At 68.0% G+C, this 17,862-nt stretch carries 13 protein-coding genes and 1 tRNA gene; 10 read left to right on the forward strand and 4 right to left on the reverse strand.

Going from position 1 to position 17,862, the window contains the following annotated elements; all coding sequences use genetic code 11:
• Positions 1–28 precede the first annotated feature (28 nt).
• From fdnG to yedF, 5 genes are all read left to right on the forward strand, one after another.
• The gene (gene fdnG, locus QQS53_RS07295; protein ID WP_472775212.1) at positions 29–3,307 is read left to right on the forward strand and encodes a formate dehydrogenase-N subunit alpha; all 3,279 of its coding nucleotides are present in this window, start codon (positions 29–31) and stop codon (positions 3,305–3,307) included.
• Positions 3,308–3,379: 72 nt separating this feature from the next.
• A complete protein-coding gene (locus tag QQS53_RS07300; protein WP_472775459.1) occupies positions 3,380–4,381 on the forward strand; it encodes a 4Fe-4S dicluster domain-containing protein in 1,002 nt (333 codons plus the stop codon).
• Positions 4,378–5,496 carry an NrfD/PsrC family molybdoenzyme membrane anchor subunit gene (gene nrfD, locus QQS53_RS07305; protein WP_472775213.1) on the forward strand — a complete coding sequence of 373 codons (1,119 nt, stop codon included), beginning with the start codon at positions 4,378–4,380 and terminating at the stop codon, positions 5,494–5,496. The genes QQS53_RS07300 and nrfD overlap by 4 nt, the downstream gene beginning before the upstream one ends.
• Before the next feature lie 129 nt (positions 5,497–5,625).
• Positions 5,626–6,876: a selenium metabolism membrane protein YedE/FdhT gene (gene yedE / locus QQS53_RS07310; protein WP_472775214.1), complete on the forward strand. Its 1,251-nt coding sequence runs from the start codon at positions 5,626–5,628 to the stop codon at positions 6,874–6,876.
• Positions 6,876–7,199, forward strand: a complete 324-nt coding sequence (gene yedF / locus QQS53_RS07315; RefSeq protein WP_472775215.1) for a sulfurtransferase-like selenium metabolism protein YedF — start codon at positions 6,876–6,878, stop codon at positions 7,197–7,199. Before yedE ends, yedF begins: the two co-directional genes overlap by 1 nt.
• Here the strand turns inward: yedF and selD are convergent.
• Positions 7,196–8,182 (reverse strand): selenide, water dikinase SelD, encoded by a 987-nt coding sequence (gene selD / locus QQS53_RS07320; protein ID WP_472775216.1) that lies wholly within the window; start codon positions 8,180–8,182, stop codon positions 7,196–7,198. The two genes, yedF and selD, sit on opposite strands and share 4 nt — an antisense overlap.
• 182 nt (positions 8,183–8,364) lie before the next feature.
• Here selD and QQS53_RS07325 point away from each other — a divergent pair.
• From QQS53_RS07325 to selB, 3 genes are all read left to right on the forward strand, one after another.
• Positions 8,365–8,459 (forward strand) — tRNA-Sec (locus QQS53_RS07325).
• A 26-nt stretch (positions 8,460–8,485) separates the two neighbouring features.
• Positions 8,486–9,778 (forward strand): L-seryl-tRNA(Sec) selenium transferase, encoded by a 1,293-nt coding sequence (selA, locus tag QQS53_RS07330; protein WP_472775217.1) that lies wholly within the window; start codon positions 8,486–8,488, stop codon positions 9,776–9,778.
• Positions 9,779–11,572, forward strand: coding sequence for a selenocysteine-specific translation elongation factor (selB, locus tag QQS53_RS07335; RefSeq protein WP_472775219.1), 1,794 nt, complete (start codon positions 9,779–9,781; stop codon positions 11,570–11,572). It begins immediately after the preceding gene.
• Between the two features lie 9 nt (positions 11,573–11,581).
• Here the strand turns inward: selB and QQS53_RS07340 are convergent, their stop codons facing one another.
• A complete protein-coding gene (locus QQS53_RS07340; protein ID WP_472775220.1) occupies positions 11,582–12,457 on the reverse strand; it encodes a hypothetical protein in 876 nt (291 codons plus the stop codon).
• Positions 12,458–12,886: 429 nt separating this feature from the next.
• On the opposite strand from QQS53_RS07340, the gene QQS53_RS07345 reads away from it, so the two are divergent.
• Positions 12,887–14,761: a BCCT family transporter gene (locus tag QQS53_RS07345; protein ID WP_472775221.1), complete on the forward strand. Its 1,875-nt coding sequence runs from the start codon at positions 12,887–12,889 to the stop codon at positions 14,759–14,761.
• 39 nt (positions 14,762–14,800) lie between these two features.
• Positions 14,801–15,601 carry a zinc transporter ZupT gene (gene zupT, locus QQS53_RS07350; protein WP_296203133.1) on the forward strand — a complete coding sequence of 267 codons (801 nt, stop codon included), beginning with the start codon at positions 14,801–14,803 and terminating at the stop codon, positions 15,599–15,601.
• Here the strand turns inward: zupT and QQS53_RS07355 are convergent.
• Both QQS53_RS07355 and QQS53_RS07360 read right to left on the reverse strand, forming a co-directional pair.
• Positions 15,570–16,874, reverse strand: a complete 1,305-nt coding sequence (locus QQS53_RS07355) for a chloride channel protein (protein WP_472775222.1) — start codon at positions 16,872–16,874, stop codon at positions 15,570–15,572. The genes zupT and QQS53_RS07355 overlap by 32 nt on opposite strands.
• Positions 16,855–17,772, reverse strand: coding sequence for a DUF808 domain-containing protein (locus QQS53_RS07360; protein ID WP_472775223.1), 918 nt, complete (start codon positions 17,770–17,772; stop codon positions 16,855–16,857). Before QQS53_RS07360 ends, QQS53_RS07355 begins: the two co-directional genes overlap by 20 nt.
• Positions 17,773–17,862: the final 90 nt, after the last annotated feature.

A 17,862-nucleotide genomic window follows, 5' to 3' on the forward strand; every position in this document is an offset into this window, starting at 1 on the left:
TGGAGGGCCTGCGCCGTAGATTGAGGGCATGTCTAAATTTAGCCCTCTCAACTGGCCTGTCGTGCGCCAGTTCCGCTCGGGTGACGCCTTCGGACGGGACGTGAATACCCAGTCCGCTAAGAGCCAGCACCTGCACGGCCGGACCGCGGAGGCGGACAAGGTTGTCCAGTCCGTGTGCCCCTACTGCGCGGTGGGTTGTTCCCAGCGCGTCTACGTCAAAGACGACAAGGTTATCCAGATCGAGGGCGATCCGGATTCGCCGGTCTCGCGCGGGCGCCTGTGCCCGAAGGGCTCGGCCTCGGAGCAGCTGATTAACTCCGAGTCCCGCCTGACCACCATCAAGTACCGCGCGCCGTACGCCACCGAGTGGCAGGACCTGGACACGGATACCGCGATGGAAATGATCGCGGACCGCTACCTGGAGTCCCGCCGCAACGGCTGGCAGGACACGGACGATTACGGCCGTCCGCTCAACCGCACCATGGGTGTGGCTGGCCTGGGCGGTGCAACGCTCGATAATGAGGAAAACTACCTGATTAAGAAGCTGTTTACCGCCACGGGCGCGGTGCAGGTCGAAAATCAGGCCCGCATATGACACTCCGCCACCGTTCCCAGTTTGGGAACTTCGTTTGGCCGCGGCGGCGCAACCCAGCCGCTGCAGGATATGGCGAATGCGGACTGCATCGTCATTGAGGGTTCGAACATGGCCGAGTGCCACCCGGTGGGCTTCCAGTGGGTGGTTGAGGCCAAGAAGCGTGGTGCCCGCATCATCCACGTGGACCCGCGGTACACGCGTACCTCTGCGTTTGCGAACCGGCACATCGGTATCCGCGGCGGCACGGACGTGGTGCTGCTTGGTGCGTTGATCAAGTACATGATCGACAACGATCTGTACTTCCACGACTACGTGGTCAACTACACCAACGCGCCGACCATCATCAGTGAGGACTACCTGGACACTGAGGACTTGGACGGGCTGTTCTCCGGCTTCGACCCGGAGACCGGCAAGTACGTCAACGACTCGTGGCAGTACGTCAAGAAGGATGAGGGCCAGGCGTGGAACGTGGAGCGCGACGAGACCCTGCAGCACCCGAACTCGGTGTTCCAGATTCTCAAGCGTCACTACGCCCGCTACACGCCGGAGATCGTGGAGGAGACCTGCGGTATCTCGCAGGAGGACTTCTACTACCTGGCGCAGTCGATCGCGGAGAACTCCAAGCCGGATCGCACGACGTGCTTCGCCTACGCTCTGGGCTTTACCCAGCACACGCTGGGCGCACAGTTCATCCGCACGGCGGCTATCTTGCAGCTGCTGATGGGCAACGTCGGCCGCCCGGGCTCGGGCATCATGGCGCTGCGTGGGCACGCCTCCATCCAGGGCTCGACGGATATCCCGACGCTGTTTAACAACCTGCCGGGCTACCTGCCCATGCCGCACGTCCAGGACGACGGCTGGGAGAGCTACGTGGCCAACTTCGCCAAGCGGGGCTCGAAGGGCTTCTGGCAGATTGGTGAAAACTACGCCGTGTCCCTGATGAAGTCTTACTTCGGCGACGCCGCCACGAAGGACAACAACTGGGGCTTCGACATGATGCCGCGCATCTCCGGGGCGCACTCGACCTACGAGACGCTCATGGGCATGCTGGACGGGCAGGTCGAGGGCTACCTGGTCTTCGGCCAGAACCCGGCGGTCGCGCAGTCCAACGGCGGTATGCAGCGCCGCGGCCTGGCCGCGCTGAAGTGGCTGGTGGTCCGCGACTTCCAGGAGATCGAGACCGCCTCCTTCTGGCACGACTCCCCGGAGATTAAGACCGGTGAGCTTAAGACGGAAGAGATCGGCACGGAGGTCTTCCTCATGCCGGCGGCCACCCACGTGGAAAAGGCAGGCACCTTCACGCAGACGCAGCGCATGCTGCAGTGGCGTTTCAAGGCTGTCGATGCCCCGGGGGAGGCCACCAGCGAGCTGTGGTTCTTCTACCAGCTGGGTAAGAAGATCAAGGAGCGCTTGGCTGACTCCACCGACCCGCGCGACCGCGCCATCCAGGCGCTGGCGTGGGACTACGAGGAAAACGAGGAAGGCGAGCCGCACTCGGAGGACGTCCTCAAGGAGATCAACGGCTACTACCTGGACGGCCCGAAGAAGGGCCAGCTGCTGCCTGCGTTCACTGAGATGAAGGCGGACGGCACCACCTCGGGTGGTTGCTGGATCTACACCGGCGTCTACAAGGACGGCATTAACCATTCTGCCAAGAAGGTCCCGGGCTCGGAGCAGAACGAGGTCGCTCTGGAATGGGGCTGGGCGTGGCCGGCGAACCGCCGGATCCTGTACAACCGGGCATCGGCGGCGCCGGATGGCACCCCGTGGTCGGAGCGCAAGAAGTACATCTGGTGGGACGCTGAGGCCGGCAAGTGGGTCGGCGACGACGTGCCGGACTTCCCGGCCACGCTGCCGCCGGACTACAAGGCGCCCATCGACGCGGTGGGGCCGGCTGCCTTGGATGGCACGGATGCCTTCATCATGCAGACCGACGGTCGCGGCTGGCTGTTCGCGCCGTCGGGTCTGTCGGACGGGCCGCTGCCGACGCACTACGAGCCGCATGAGTCTCCGGTGCGCAACATCCTGTACAAGCAGCAGCAGTCGCCGACGCGCCTGACCATCAAGCGCCCGGACAACCTGTCGAAGCCGGAGGCCGGCACGCCGGGCTCCGAGGTCTTCCCGTTCGTCTTTTCCACGTACCGACTGACGGAGATGTACACCTCGGGTGCGATGTCGCGGCGCCTGCCGTACCTGGCGGAGCTCCAGCCGGGCTTGTTCTGCGAGGTCTCCAAGGCCCTGGCGGAAAAGCGCGGCCTGGAAAACGGCGGCTGGGCCACGATTGTCTCGCCGCGTGGCGTGATCGAAGCGCAGGTGCTGGTCACCGACCGCATGGAGCCGATGGTCATCAACGGCCAGGAGTTCCACCAGTTGGGTCTGCCGTTCCACTACGGTGATTCGGACAACGCGGTCGTGGCCGGCGACGGCCCGAACGATCTGCTGGGGCTGACGCTGGAGCCGAACGTGTTCATCCAGAACTCGAAGATCGGCGCCTGCGATATCCAACCGGGTCGCCGCCCGCGCGGCCAGGCCAAGCTGGAGCTGCTCCACGAGTACCAGCGCCGCGCCAACCTGGACCTGGATTCGGGCAACCAGTTGGTCGACGTGCTCGATGAGTTCACCATCGAGTCCAAAAACGCCGACGAGGACGGCGGTAACGGCACGGACCGGACCGCTGGCAACGTGGCGGATGACGAAGGAAAGGAGTTCTAGGTGACTAACGTTTTGGGCGCTAATTCCAACGCGCTGACCGAGCACTCCCACGGGTACGACTCGTATACGCGCATGGCGTTTTTCACCGACACCTCCGTGTGCATCGGCTGCAAGGCCTGCGAGGTCGCCTGCAAGGAGTGGAACCGTAACCCAGTCGAGGGTTACGAGCTCACCGGCAACTCCTACGACAACACCGGCGCGCTGGGCGCGAACACCTGGCGCCACGTTGCGTTCGTGGAGCAGGGCGACGACCGCATTCAGGAAGCCCGCGAGGAGGGCCGCAAGCTCATTTCGCTGGGCATGCCCACCATCGGCGGCGCGGAGAAGGAGATTGACACCACCCCGCCGGATACCTCGGATTTCCGCTGGCTGATGTCCTCGGACGTGTGCAAGCACTGCACCCACGCCGGCTGCCTGGACGTGTGCCCGACGGGCGCGCTCTTCCGCACCGAGTTCGGCACCGTGGTCGTCCAGGACGACGTCTGCAACGGCTGCGGCACCTGCGTGGCGGGTTGCCCGTTCGGGGTGATTGAGCGCCGTGACGACGGCGGCGTGACCCTGAAGACGGACAAGACCGCGACCGTGGATTACGAGGACCACACTCATTCGGGCATCAACGTACTGGCTAAGCTCAAGCAGCTTAAGCCGCAGGGCGACGACCACACCGCGGGTAAGCCCATGCCGGTCAAGAACCTGGGCGTGGCCCAGAAGTGCACCATGTGCTACGACCGCCTGAAGATGGGGCAGGAGCCGGCGTGCGCCAAGACCTGCCCGACCAATTCCATCCAGTTCGGCACCTACGACGACATGCTCGCCGCCGCCCAGGAGCGCGTGCGCGAGCTGCACGAGCAGGGCCTGCACGAGGCGCGCCTCTACGGCGCGAACTCGGAGGACGGCGTCGGCGGTACCGGTTCGCTGTTTTTGCTGCTGGATTCGCCGGAGATCTACGGCCTGCCGCCGGATCCGCGCGTGCCCACCGCGGACCTGCCGCAGATGTACAAGACCGCGGCGAAGGCCATCGGCGCGATGGCGCTGGCGGTGGCCGGATCCTTCGTGTTGGGAGGCAAGAAGTGAGCGCATACGACGAGTACCGGCCCCCGCAGCCGGAGCGGTCCAACCGCTACAAGAAATTCGACGGCACCAAACCGAAGCGCAAGAAGCGCGGCAAGGTAGGCGCCGGCGCGCAGGACGGCTCCAAGGAGCAGCGGATGGCGGAGGACTTCGAGTTCTCCTCCTACTACGGCAAGCCCGTGGTCAAGGCCCCGCCGTGGGAGTGGCCGATTGGCGTCTACCTGTTCCTGGGCGGCGTTTCCGGCGGTTCGGCGCTGCTGTCGCTGGGCGCGCAGGCCACCGGCAACCGCGCCCTGCGCCGTTCGACATCCATCTCCGCCTTCGGCGCGGCCGCGGCCGGTTCGGTCTGCCTGGTGCTCGACCTGGGCCGCCCGGAGCGGCTGCTGAACATGTTCCGTGTATTCAAGGTGACCTCGCCCATGAGCATCGGTTCCTGGATCCTGGCTACCTTCGCCACGGCGGCCTCGCTGCCGGCGCTGTCCGAGCTCGACGATGCCACCGGACGCCGCGTCCCCCTACCGAAGTTCGCGCGTAAGGCCGTGCACGGCGCCGCCGGCCCGGCCGGCGTCGTCGCCGGCGTGCTGGGCGGCCCGCTGGCGGGCTACACCGCCGTGCTGCTGGGCAATACCTCGAACCCGACCTGGAACGACACGAAGCGGCACCTGGCCTTCGTTTTCGTCTCCTCCGCCTCGGCGGCGGCCTCCGGCCTGGCGATGGTGACCACCCCGCAGCAGTTCGCCGGCCCGGCCCGGGCGCTCGGCATGATGGCCGCGGTCAGCGACTTGGTCGCCACCCGCGTCATGGAGGAAAACATGGAGCCGGAACCGCGGGAGACCCTGCACAAGGGCACGCCCGGCAAGCTGATGAAGGCCTCCGAGTACTTCATCGCCGCCGGGGGAGTGGGCACCGCCATCTCCGCGCTGACCAAGTCGCGGTGGGGCGCGGTCGCCTCGGGCCTGAGCCTTTTGGCTGGCTCGGCGTGCACGCGTTTCGGCGTGCTCAACGCGGGCCTGGAGGCGGTCAAGGACCCGATGACCACTATCGGCCCGCAGAAGCGCCGCGCCGCCGCGCGCCGCGCCGAGCAGGGCCTGGATACCTCGGTCGTCACCCCGGACTAGGCCGGGCGGTGCAGTCTTAGTTTTCGGTTTGTGAGCCCTGTGGATTGGGCGGCATAATACTGGCTCGTGTGTCCAAGGCGGGACTCAGCCTTCGGCACGAGCTATAACCGAATGAAAGATTGCATAGTCGTGACTATTCCCCGCACGAAGTCGTCCTATGACAAGCGCTCGTACGACGCCTTCTACCGCAGCCGCGTAGGCCTTGCCCCGGGGCCCGTGTTCGCCATCCTGGGCGTGCTCAGTGGCCTCTATTTCCTGTTGACCGGCCCTGTCTGGGCAGTGACCGGCGAATTCTCCCGCCTGGGCGGCCACTTGGTCGAAGCGCTCGGCGCGGACATCCAGTCCTGGAAGTACTACCAGGAGGTCACCACCATGGAGGGCAACCCCCTCCAGCGCACCGACGGCTGGATCGTCGTCGCCATGCTCATGGGCTCGTTGGTGGCCGCCCTCATCGCCGGCGATTTCCGCTGGCGCATCCCGCCGCTGAAGCGCCGCTGGGTCCAAGCCCTGTGCGGCGGCATCATCGCCGGCTTTGGCGCGCGTTTGGCATTCGGCTGCAACCTGGCAGCTATGTTCACCGGCATCCCGCAGTTTTCCCTGCACGCCTGGCTGTTTACCTTCATGACCGCGGTCGGCACGACCGCGGGCGTCAAGATCATCAAGATGCCGTGGTGGCGCGGCCCGTCTAAGCCCAAGCCGGTCAACACCCCGAAGGTGGGACCGGCGGACGTGCGCCGGCAGCTGCAGCGCAAGCGCTGGCTGGGCATCGCCGTGACCATCGTGACGCTTGTCATCGCCGCCGTCTACTTCGCTACCGGCCAGCCGCTGCTGGGCGTGGCCGTGCTTTTCGGCCTGGCCTTCGGCGTGCTCATCCAGCGCGGCCAGATCTGTTTTACCGCCGCGTTCCGCGACCTGTGGGTGACCAAGAAGACCAAGCTGGCGGACTCGCTAATTATCGGCCTGGCCGCCGCGGTCGTCGTCACCTTCGCGGTCCTGCTGCTTACCGATGCCACCCCGCTGACCAAGCCGGCCGGCTGGGGCACCATCCTCGGCGGCTTCCTCTTCGGCATCGGCATCATCTTCGCCGGCGCCTGCGAGACCGGCATGATGTACCGCGCAATGGAGGGCCAGCTGGTGACTTGGGTTGCCTTCGCCGGCAACATCGTCGGCGCCACCATCCTGGCCTACGGCTGGGATCACTGGGGCGTCTACGATGCCCTGGTGGCCAACGCCACCAAATTCAACTTTTACGAATCCTGGGGCCCGTGGCTGGCACTCATCGCCTCCCTGGCCGCCCTCGGCCTGTGGGGGTGGGCGCAGGCCCCGCTGCGCACCGACCGCCGCGGCCGCCTCGATGCCCAGTACGGAAAGGACAACTAGTGAACGAGCTACCCGATTTCGAGCTGGATCTCTGCGGCGAATCCTGCCCCTACCCGGTCATCCAGACGCTCAGCGCCCTGCAGGACATGGACCCGGGCCAGAAGCTGCAGATCACCACCGACTGCCCGCAGGCCTTCCGCAACGTGCCGGACGATGCCACCGCCGCCGGACACCGCCTAGTCGGCGAGCCGGAGCGCACCGGCGCGCGCATGACTTTCGTCTTCGAGCGCGGTGAGCGCGTCACGGGGCCGCGGATGGAAAACAAAACCCAGCAGACCAAGCCGGGTCTGCTGGGCAAGCTGAGAAACAAGTTGGGCCGCTAGCGCACGCTAATCAGCGTCTCGCCGTTGGCCGGGACGGTGCGGCCGACGACCGGGTAGCCCGGCACCTCGCCGATGAGCAGCAGGCCGCCGGAGGTCTGCGCGTCGGCCAAGAAGATGAGGTCTTCCTCGCTGGCCTCGCCGCCGTCCAAGTGCGGGCGAACCCAGTCCAGGTTGCGGCGAGAGCCGCCCGGGATGAAGCCGTCGGCGAGCGCCTCGCGGGCGCCGTCGATGGCCGGCACGGCAGCGAGATCGATCTCCGCCGCGATGCCGGAGGCCCGGCACATCTTGTACAGGTGACCCAGCAGGCCGAAGCCGGTGATATCGGTCGCGGCCGTGATCCCGGCCTGGGTGGCGGCTTGGGCGGCCTCCCGGTTCAGCGTGGTCATGGATTCGACCGCCGACGGGATGGCCTCGCCGGTCGCCTTGTGCTTGTTGTTCAGGATGCCGACGCCGATGGGCTTGGTGAGGGTGATGGGCAGGCCCGCCTCGGCGGCATCGTTGCGCATGAGCTTGTCCGGGGCCACGATGCCCGTGGCCGAGAGCCCGTAGAGCGGCTCCGGCGCGGTAATGGAGTGCCCGCCGGTAATCGAGATGCCGGCCTGCTCGGCCACGTCCATGCCGCCGCGCAGCACCTCGCGCAGGATGTCCAAGCTCAGCACCTCGCGCGGCCAGCCCACGAGGTTAATAGCGGTAACGGGCGTGCCGCCCATCGCGTAGACGTCGCTGAGCGCGTTCGCCGCGGCGACCCGACCCCAGTCATAAGGGTCATTGAGCATAGGGGTGAAAAAGTCGGCCGTGGAGATGACGGCCAGCCCGTCCTGGATCTTGACCGCGGCGGCGTCGTCGCCGTCGTCCAGCCCGACGATGACATTCGGGTCCGCGTGGCCTACCAGGCCTTCGACGGCGGATTCGAGCTCGCCGGCGGGGATCTTGCAGGCGCAACCGCCGCCTGCCGCGAATGAGGTCAGCTTGATATCGTCCATGCCCCGAGCCTACTCGTCAGAATGCCCGGGCCGGCACGGCTGTCACTGCTTGGTGCGCCCTTCGCGCTCACCGGGAGGGGGAATGAGTGCATTTTGGTCGCGCTGGTGACCGCGAAGGGTGCGCGAATGCCTCGAGGGTGCTGCTGGCGTTGGCGGAGGGGGCGCTTGGTAGAGTTTCCGGTGGAGGCGTCTGCGTCCTGGTGGGCGCCCCGGTCTTCAAAACCGGTGAGGCCGAGTATCTCGGTCTGGCAGGTTCGATTCCTGTCCGTCTCCGCCAATAAGCTTAAATTTTCCAGGAGTGCCGTGACTGACCCGCGCCGCAACATCCCGCGCACCGATGAGCTGCTGAAACTGCCCGAGGTCGACCAAGCCCGGTCCCACGTGTCTGAGCCATTGATTCGCACCATCATCGACGGCGTCCTCAACCAGGCCCGCCGCGGGCAGGTGCCGCCGGAGGACGTGGTGGCCGAGGTCGCCCGGCGCGTCGGCAGCGCCCAGCCGTATTCGCTGCGACCGGTCATCAACGCCACGGGCGTTATCGTGCACACGAACTTGGGGCGCGCCCCCTTGCCGCCCGCGGCCGTCGATGCCCTGGTCGCCGCCGCCGGCTACACCGACGTGGAGCTGGACCTGAAGACGGGTTTGCGCTCCAAGCACCGCGGACTCGGGACGGTTAACGCGCTGCTCGCGGCCTGCCCGGCGGCCGAGGACGCGCTCATTGTTAACAACGGCGCGGCCGCCCTGCTGCTGGCTACCGCGGCGCTGGCGCCGCACCAGGAAGTCATTATCTCCCGGGGAGAGCTCATCGAAATCGGCGCGGGCTTCCGCCTGCCGGAGCTCATCGAGTCCTCGCACGTGCGCCTGCGCGAGATCGGGGCGACGAACCGGACCCACCTCCACGACTACGTCGGAGCTATTGGTCCGGAGACCGGCGCCATCTTGAAGGTGCACCCCTCCAACTTCCGGATCACCGGTTTTACCAGCGCGGTCTCGGTGGAGCAGCTGCGCCCGGTCGCGCAGGAAAACGATGTGCGCCTCATCGTGGATTTGGGCTCGGGCCTGCTGACCCCAGACGCGACGCTGCCGGATGAGCCCGACCTGCACGCCCAATTGGCGGCCGGCGCGGACGTGGTTATCGCCTCCGGGGACAAGCTGCTGGGCGGCCCGCAGGCCGGGATCCTCCTCGGCACCCGGGAGGCCATCGCCCGCATGAAGAAGCACCCGCTGGCCCGCGCGCTGCGGGTGGATAAGCTGCGGCTAAACGCCCTGGAGGCCGCGCTGAACACGCCGCGAAATGCCGTCGCGGACGCGCTGCACGTGAGTGCGGAGTCGCTGAAAGAGCGCACCGAGGCGATGGCCGCGCAGCTGGGGGCTGACATAGTCGAGCACGCCGGCCGCGTGGGCGGCGGCGGGGCGCCGGAATACCCGCTGCCCGGCTACGCCATCGCCTTGGAGGACAAGGTCGCACGACGGCTGCGCCTGGGGAGACCGGCGGTGCTCGCGCGCGTCCATGACGGCCGCTGCCTGGTGGATCTGCGCTGCGTGCCACCCGCCGCGGACGAAACCTTGCTCGCAGCCTTGAAGGAGGCTATCTAAATGCAGGTCATCGCTACTGCCGGCCACGTCGACCACGGCAAGTCGACCTTGGTCAAGGCGCTGACCACCATGGAGCCGGACCGGTGGGAGGAAGAAAAGCGCCGGGGCCTAACTATTGATCTGGGCTTCGCGTGGACCACGCTGCCCAGCGGCGAGGACGTCGCCTTCGTCGACGTGCCCGGGCACGAGCGTTTCCTAGGCAATATGCTGGCCGGGCTGGGGCCCATCGGCCTGGGCCCGGCGCCCATCCTGCTCTTCGTCGTCGCCGCGGACGAGGGCTGGCAGGCCCAGAGCAGCGATCACCGAGATGCCGCGGTGACCCTGGGCATCGAGCGCGCGGTGGTGGTACTAAGCCGCGCGGACAAGGCGGACGCGCAGCAGCGGGCAAACGCCGCCGCCCAGGTCCAGCGGGAGTTGGCCGGCACGCCGTTGGCGCAGGCGCCGGTGGTGGAGGTCTCGGCGGTGACGGGAGAGGGCATCGATAAGCTGCTCGAGGCCCTCGACGGCTTGGTCGGCCCGGAACCGGATCCGGCAGCCGCCGTGCGCTTGTGGATCGACCGGTCGTTTAGCATCACCGGCGCGGGCACCGTGGTTACCGGCACCCTGGTGGCCGGCACGCTGCGCCCGGGGGACACGCTGAGCCTGTTCCAGGCCACCGGCGTGCGCGAGGTCGAGGTGCGCGGGCTGCACAGTGAGAACTCCGCCATCGACTGCGCCCGGCCGGTCAGCCGGGTGGCGGTGAACCTGCGCGGCATTGACGCCGGCACCATCCACCGCGGCGACGTGCTGGCCACCCCGGGCCAGTGGGAGGCCACCCGCGTCATCGACGTGCGGCGCACGACGGGCCGGAACCTGGACGAGGTTCCACAGGAGGTCGTCGCGCATCTAGGCAGCGCCGGGGTGGGCGTACACGTACGCCCCTTCGACGCCCAGCACGCTCGCCTGCAGCTGCCGGAGCCGCTGCCGGTCGTGGTCGGGGACCGCCTCATCCTGCGCGGCTCGGGCGCGCGCCACGTGTTGGCCGGGGTCGAGGTCATCGACGTCGCCCCGCCGGAGCTCAACCGCCGCGGGGACGGGACCCGGCGCGGCCAGGTGCTGGCGGGTATTACCGACGCCAGCGATGCCGGGGAACAGGTGCGCCGCCGCAAGGCCGTGCGCGTCGAGGACCTGGCCCGTCAGGGTCTGGATACGGAAAACCGGCCGGCCGGCGTGGTCGCCTTTCGCGGGTGGTGGATGAGCGCCCGCGCGGTCGCGGAGTGGAAGACCGAGCTGCTCGGTGCGCTCGAGGCCTACTTCGCCGACAACCCGCTAGCCGCCGGCATGCCGCGCGTGGCCGCGGTCCACCTGTTGGTCCTACCCGGCGAGGAGCTTTTGGAGGTTGTCGTCGCCGCGGCGAAGGTGAGCTCCACCGGCGGGCTGCTCAGCCTGCCGGGGCGCCAGGCGGACTTGGGCGCGGCGGAGGAGGGCATCGCCAAGCTGGAAAAGCGGCTGGCCGATGCCCCGTGCGCCGCTCCGGAGGCCGGCGACCTGGAAGCGTGGGGCCTGGGGCAGACCGAGCTGGCCGCCGCCGAGCGCGCCGGGCGGGTGGTGCGCCTGGGCGGCGGGGTCGTGCTGGTGCCGGCCAGCCTGGAGTGGGCCAAGGCCCGCCTGGGCGAGCTGGAGCAGCCGTTTACGACCTCGCAGGCGCGGCAGGCCCTGGGGACCACCCGCCGCGTGGTCATCCCGGTGCTCGAGCATTTCGATGCCCAGCGCATCACCCGCCGGATCGACGCCGGGCACCGCGAGCTGCGCTAGCGGGTGCCGCTAATCCGTTGCCGGCGGGTCGTGGTGCAGCTTCGGGAAAGGCCCGAAGGAGGGTTTGGCGGCCGCGTCTTGGGTGGTCTCGTCGGGGCCTAGGACCGGCCGGCCGCCCGGGGTGGGCAGCGGGAAGGCGGCGCAGTCGAGGGTGACGTCCCAGGTTTGGGTAAGCGGCTGGGGGCGGGCCGGCCAGGCGCGGGCGTCCGGCAGCGCGGGCGGGGCCGGGCGCAGACGCAGGGATTCTGCGTCGGCGGGGACATCGACGGCGATGCTGCCGTCGGCCACGTAGGCGCGCGCACACACGATCCGGGTCCCGGCGGCGTCCAGGGCCGCGGTCAGGGCGGGGTAGTCGGCCGGGGCGCCGATGGTGCCCAGCACGTGGTCCTCGGTGCTGACGATAAGCTCCGCGGCCTGGATGTCCACGCGCACGATGAGCTGGCAGGCGTGGCTGTACGCGGCGTAATCGTCGGGCAGATCCCCGCGGGAAGTATCCACCGCGGCGGGCTGGCCGCCGTCGACGAGGACCGCTTGGGCGGGAACCGTGTTGACCGGCACCAACCATTCGTTAGGGCCCAGGTGGATGCCGACCTCGACTGTTCGGTCGGCGATCTCGCACTGCGCCCACGTGGTGGGCACCAGCCCGGCGCGCCGCAGCCGGTCTAGGGCGGGGAAGGCGGCGGCCTCGTCCGCCGTGACGGTCGCGATGATGCCCACAGACGCCCGGACCCGCCAACCGGCCGGCAGGGGCTCCAGGCTGACCTCTAGGACCTGCGGCTCGCCGGCCAGGCCGGGCAGGCTCAGCACCGGGGCGGCGGTGATGTGATCCAGGAGGGCCAGGTGCTCCACGCCGAGGAACTGGGCGGGCAGATGGTAGTTACGCATTAGGCGGCGCTCCTGCGGTTGCTAGAGGAAACGGGTGGGCTCGGCCAAGACTCGGTTAGCAGGCTAGCAAGTGAGAGCCAGCAGATGAGAGCCAGCAGATGAGGAAAAGCCCTTTCTGCCAGACAGTCTATCGAGCACTCCGGCGTTCTTACCCGATTACTAGGGTGAAGGTTCGCGCAAAGTGGAGAAGTCCAGCACACAGTACGTTATGGTATACGCCATAGAAGTATCGACTTATGTGTTTTCTGTCTATTCTGTTATCCACTCGGATATCCACTCGGGTTCCAAGTTTCTAGGGCAAGGAGGATCCTCATTTCGCAGCACGAGTCTTCATCTAGCTCGCCGGCCGGCTCGCAGCCGGACCCCACTCCGGCCACGCGCGGCGCCGGGCACAACCGCAAGCCGGGGCGCCTACCGCAGGCCAAGCGGGTGCTCAAGGACATCATCTACCCGCACAACATCCACCCGGCGCTGGTGCCGGGCGTGTCCATCGAGGACCAGAAGATCAAGTACGGGGTGGACAAGCCCATCCTGGTGGTGGTCGGCGGCCTCATCGTGGCGTTTATCATCTGGGGTGTGCTGGCCCCGCAGCAGGTTTTCGATGCCTCCTCGGTCGCCCTCGAGTGGGTCATGACGAACCTGGGCTGGATCTTTACCGTGCTGGCCATCGGGCTGGTCTTTTTGCTGCTCATCCTGGCCTTTTCCCGCTACGGGCGCATCCCGCTGGGCGTGGACGGGGAAAAACCGGAGTTCTCCACGGTCAGCTGGGCGGCCATGCTCTTTGGCGCCGGTATCGGCATCGGCATCATCTTCTTCGGCCCTTACGAGCCGCTCAGTCACTACCTGTCGCCGCGGCCCGGGGCCTACGAAGCCGCCAGCGAGGAAGCCATGATGGGGGCGATGGCGCAGGCGGCCATGCACTGGGGCCTCAACGCCTGGGCCATCTACGCCATCGTCGGCCTTGCCGTGGCCTACGTGTCCTATCGCCGCGGGCGCGTGCCGCTGATGAGCTCCATCCTGCTGCCGCTTCTGGGCACCAAGAAGAACGACTCTTGGCAGGCCCGGGTCATCGACGGCCTGGCGATCATCGCCACGCTGTTTGGTACGGCGGCCACGCTCGGCATCGGCGCGCTGCAGATTAGCCGCGGCGTCGAGGTGGTCACCGGCTGGTCGCCGGAGGGCAACTCCCTGGCGCTGGTCATCATCATGGTCTTATCGATCGGCACGATCGCCTCGGCGGTCTCCGGCGTGGCCCGCGGCATCCGCTGGCTGTCCAACATCAACCTGGCCCTGGCGCTCGGCCTGGCGATCTTCTTCTTCGTGGTCGGGCCGACGGCGTTCCTGGCCAATATGCTGCCGGCCGTGGTCGTCGAGTACGTCGGCTCCATGCCGGACATGCTGGCCGCCAACATGGGCGAGGGCGAACAGATGCAGGCCTACCTCTCGGCCTGGACCACGTTCTACTGGGCCTGGTGGGTCTCCTGGGCGCCGTTCGTCGGCGTCTTCGTGGCCAAGATTTCGCGCGGGCGCACCATCCGCCAGTACATCCTGGGCGTGCTTTTCATCCCGTCCGCCATCATCGTGGGCGCCTACACCATCCTGGGCGGGACTACCATCTGGCTGCAGCGCCAGTCCAGCGCCGTGGCCCCGGACGGCACCGCGGAGTCCATGCCCGCGCCGGAGGAAATCTTCTTCGTGGTTCTGGACAAGCTTCCCGGCACCGAGATCGTCGCGCCGCTGGTGATGGTGATGCTCGCGGTCTTCTTCGTGACCACCGCGGACTCGGCCTCGCTGGTTAACTCGCAGATGACGCAGAAGGGCAACCCGCGGCCCACGCCCTGGATCACCATCTTCTGGGTCCTGTGCATGGCCGGCATCGCCGTGGTGATCCTGCTGGCCGGCGGCCGCAATGCCCTGCAGGGCCTGCAGAACCTCATCACCATTACCGCGCTGCCTTTCGCTGTCATTATCGTGGCCATGTGCGTGGCCCTGGTGCGCGAGCTGCGCAACGACCCGATGAGTATCCGCGCCCACTACGAGTCCCAGGCGATCTCCAACGCCGTCGTCCACGGCGTGCGCGACTACGGCGACGACTTCGCCCTGAGCATCGAGCCGACGCCCAGCGAATCCGACTACGCCACCGGCGCCGACTTCGACTCCACCGCGGACGAGGTCACCGAGTGGTACACCCGCACCGACGAGGAAGGCAACACCGTCGGCTACGACTACGAGACCGGCGAGTACATCGCCGAGGACAACAGCGGCGTCGATCCGGACGACGACAGCGGGGTTAAGGCGGACTAATAACGGCGGCCGGCGGCCCCGCCCCTTAAGGTAGGGGGCATGCACGATTTGCCCACCATCGCCTTCGCCTTCGGGCTGGCGCTGCTCGCCGGCCTGTCCACCGCGATAGGTGGGGCCATCGCCGTGAGCCGCCGCAACCCGGGCCCCGGATTCATGGCCGGGGCCCTGGGCCTGTCGGCCGGCGTGATGCTTTATGTCTCCTTCGTCGAGATCCTCCCCGAGGGCAAAGCCCAGCTCACCGAGGCCTTCGCCGACGCGCGCGCCGGGACCTGGGCGGCCGTCGGCGCGTTCTTCGCGGGCATCGCCGTCATCGCGATCATCGACCGCCTGGTGCCGGAGGAAATCAATCCGCACGAGCCCGGCACCACCGAGGAAGTCGCACGCCGGCGCCGGCTCATGAAGACCGGCGTGTTCACCGCCGGCGCGCTGGCCATCCACAACTTCCCGGAGGGCTTTGCCACCTTCCTGGCCGGACTCGAGGACGTCCAGGTCGCGCTGCCGGTCGCGGTAGCTATCGCCATCCACAACATCCCGGAGGGAATCGCCGTGGCCGTGCCGCTGCGGGAAGCCACCGGATCGCGTGCCAAGGGCTTTTGGTGGGCGCTGGTCTCCGGCCTGGCGGAGCCGCTCGGCGCGCTCATCGGCTTCCTGTTGCTGATGCCGCTGCTGGGCCCGGCGACGATGGGCATTAGCTTCGCCGCCATCGCCGGCATCATGGTCTTCATCAGCCTGGACGAGCTGCTGCCGACGGCCGAGGAGACCGGCAAGCACCACTTCGCCATCTACGGCGTCATCGCCGGCATGGCCATCATGGCGCTGTCCCTGCTGCTGTTCCTGTAGCAGCCTTCCGCGCGGGCGCCACCCACCGCGACCTGTGCGCGAGGTAGAACGAGCCGAGCGCGGAGACGACAATCGGGCCGATAAGCCACAGCGGGGCGGCGGTCAGCTCGCAGGTGATGACGGCGGCGAACAGGGGAGCCCGCTGGGTTACCGCCAGCACCGCGGCCGCGCCGATGAGCGCGCAACTGATGATCGAGTATTCGCTGTCCATCCCCGGCAGGCCCGCCCAGTGGAAGAAGAACGCGGCGGCCCCGCCCAGTGACGCCCCCGTCGCCAGCGCGGGCGTGAGCGTGCCGCCCACGGCCCCGCAGCGCAGACACAGCACCGTCAGGGCCGGCTTGGCCACCAGCAGGCAGGCAAAGAGCGCGCCGCTGCCGCCCAGGTGGAGGGTGAGCTGGATGATGTCGAAGCCGTTGCCTGGCACTGGCGGCAGGACCAGCGCGCAGGCGCCCACGGCCGCCCCGGCCGCGCCGACGGTCAGCGGCAGGTACCACCGCGGCGGGGTGCGGTGGCGTCCGGCCCAGTCCGCGCCCGCCGCGAAAGCGCCGCCGATGCCGCCGGCCAGCGGCATCACCACCACCATCCAGGCCACGGCCGCCAGGACCAGCCCGCGGCTGGGGGAGAACTCCGGCAGCGTGTAGAAGGCCTGGTGGCCGACCACCGGCCAGGCGGTCACGGTCGCCAGGCCGGATACGGCCAGCGCGGTGAGCACCGTGCGCAGGGTAGGGGTGATGCGTAGCACGGAGAAGGCGAAGATGGCACCGGCCAGCGGGACGTTGTAGACCGCGCCCAACCCGGCGCCGGCGGCGATGGCCACCAGCTCGACGGCGACGCTGCTAGCGGAGTTCTTGTCCCGGGGCAGGGCCGCGGCTACGGCGGCCGCGCCCTGGCGCGGGGCGTTCTCGCGCCCGATGGAGCTGCCCGTGCCGGTGGCGAGCAGTTGGAGGGCGGCATCGGCCAGCGTGCGCACCAGCGGCAGGCCGCGGCCGTCGTGCAGGGCGTCGCCGACGGTGCGGACTGGGCCGCCGCGGCGCAGCCACCACCAGCCGGCCCCGGCCAGCAGCCCGCCGGCCGCCGGCACGCCGACGACGGTGGCCCAGTGGGCCGGGCCTGGATCGTCGTGTGCGCCGACCAGCAGCAAGGCGTCGACGAATAGCGTCATGACCATGCCCACCAGGCCGGCGCCCAGCCCGGCGGCGACCACCAGGGCCACGTAGACGAGCCGGGACTTGATCCCCAGGCAAGGGGTGGTGCTACTTGGCCGCCCGGACATGCTGAACACCTTCGACGACGGCGACGATGATGGCGCCGACCACGAAACCGAAGACCATCGAGCCGGCGGTATCCACCAGCCACTCCAGCACGCCGGCAGGAACCAGCTGGCTCAGGTGGTGGACGGCATCGGCGGGCGCGCTCAGGCCGAACTCCGCCAGGCCGGAGGTCAGGATGTGGCCGCCGACCCACAACATGGCGGCGGTGCCGATGATGCCGATGATGTGCAGGACGTAGGGCATGCCCTTGACCAAGGCCTTGCCGACCAGGGAGTTGCCCTCGCGGCGCTCGAGCAGGCGCAGTCCGATGTCGTCCATCTTGACCAGCACGGCCACCGCGCCGTAAACGCCCAGGGTAAAGACGATGGCGATGGTGATCAGCGTAATCACGCGCAGCCCGAAGGACTCGCTCATTAACTCGTTGAGGGCGATGACCATGATTTCGGCCGACAGGATGAGGTCGGTGCGGATGGCCGAGGACACGAGGGAGTCCTCCGCCTCCGGGCCGGACTCGCGCACCGGCGTTTCCTGATCCTCCATGCCCGGCAGCAGCTTCGCCGCGATCTTGTGGGCGCCCTCGAAGCAGAGGTAAGCCCCGCCCAGCATCAGGATGGGGGTCAGCGCCCAGGGGGCCAGCCAGGACAGCAGGAGGGCCACCGGCAGGATGATGATGAGCTTGTTGACCAGCGATCCCTTGGTGATCCGCCAGATCATCGGCAGCTCCCGCTTGGGGTCCACCCCGGCGACGTACTGCGGGGTCACGGCGGCGTCATCGACGACCACCCCGACGGCCTTGGCGGAGGTCTTGCCAGTTAGCGCGGCGACGTCGTCCACCGACGAGGCCGCCGAACGCGCGATCAGCGCGACGTCATCGAACAAGGCAAGAAGGCCACCGGCCATGAAACCACTCTCCGGGCAGTGCTAGGTGAATTTGAGGGCAAAAATGAGGAAATAGAAGCTGAAAAGCAACAGCTAAAGCGTTTGCAATCT

The sequence above is a fragment of the Corynebacterium sp. 2571A genome (assembly GCF_055700935.1).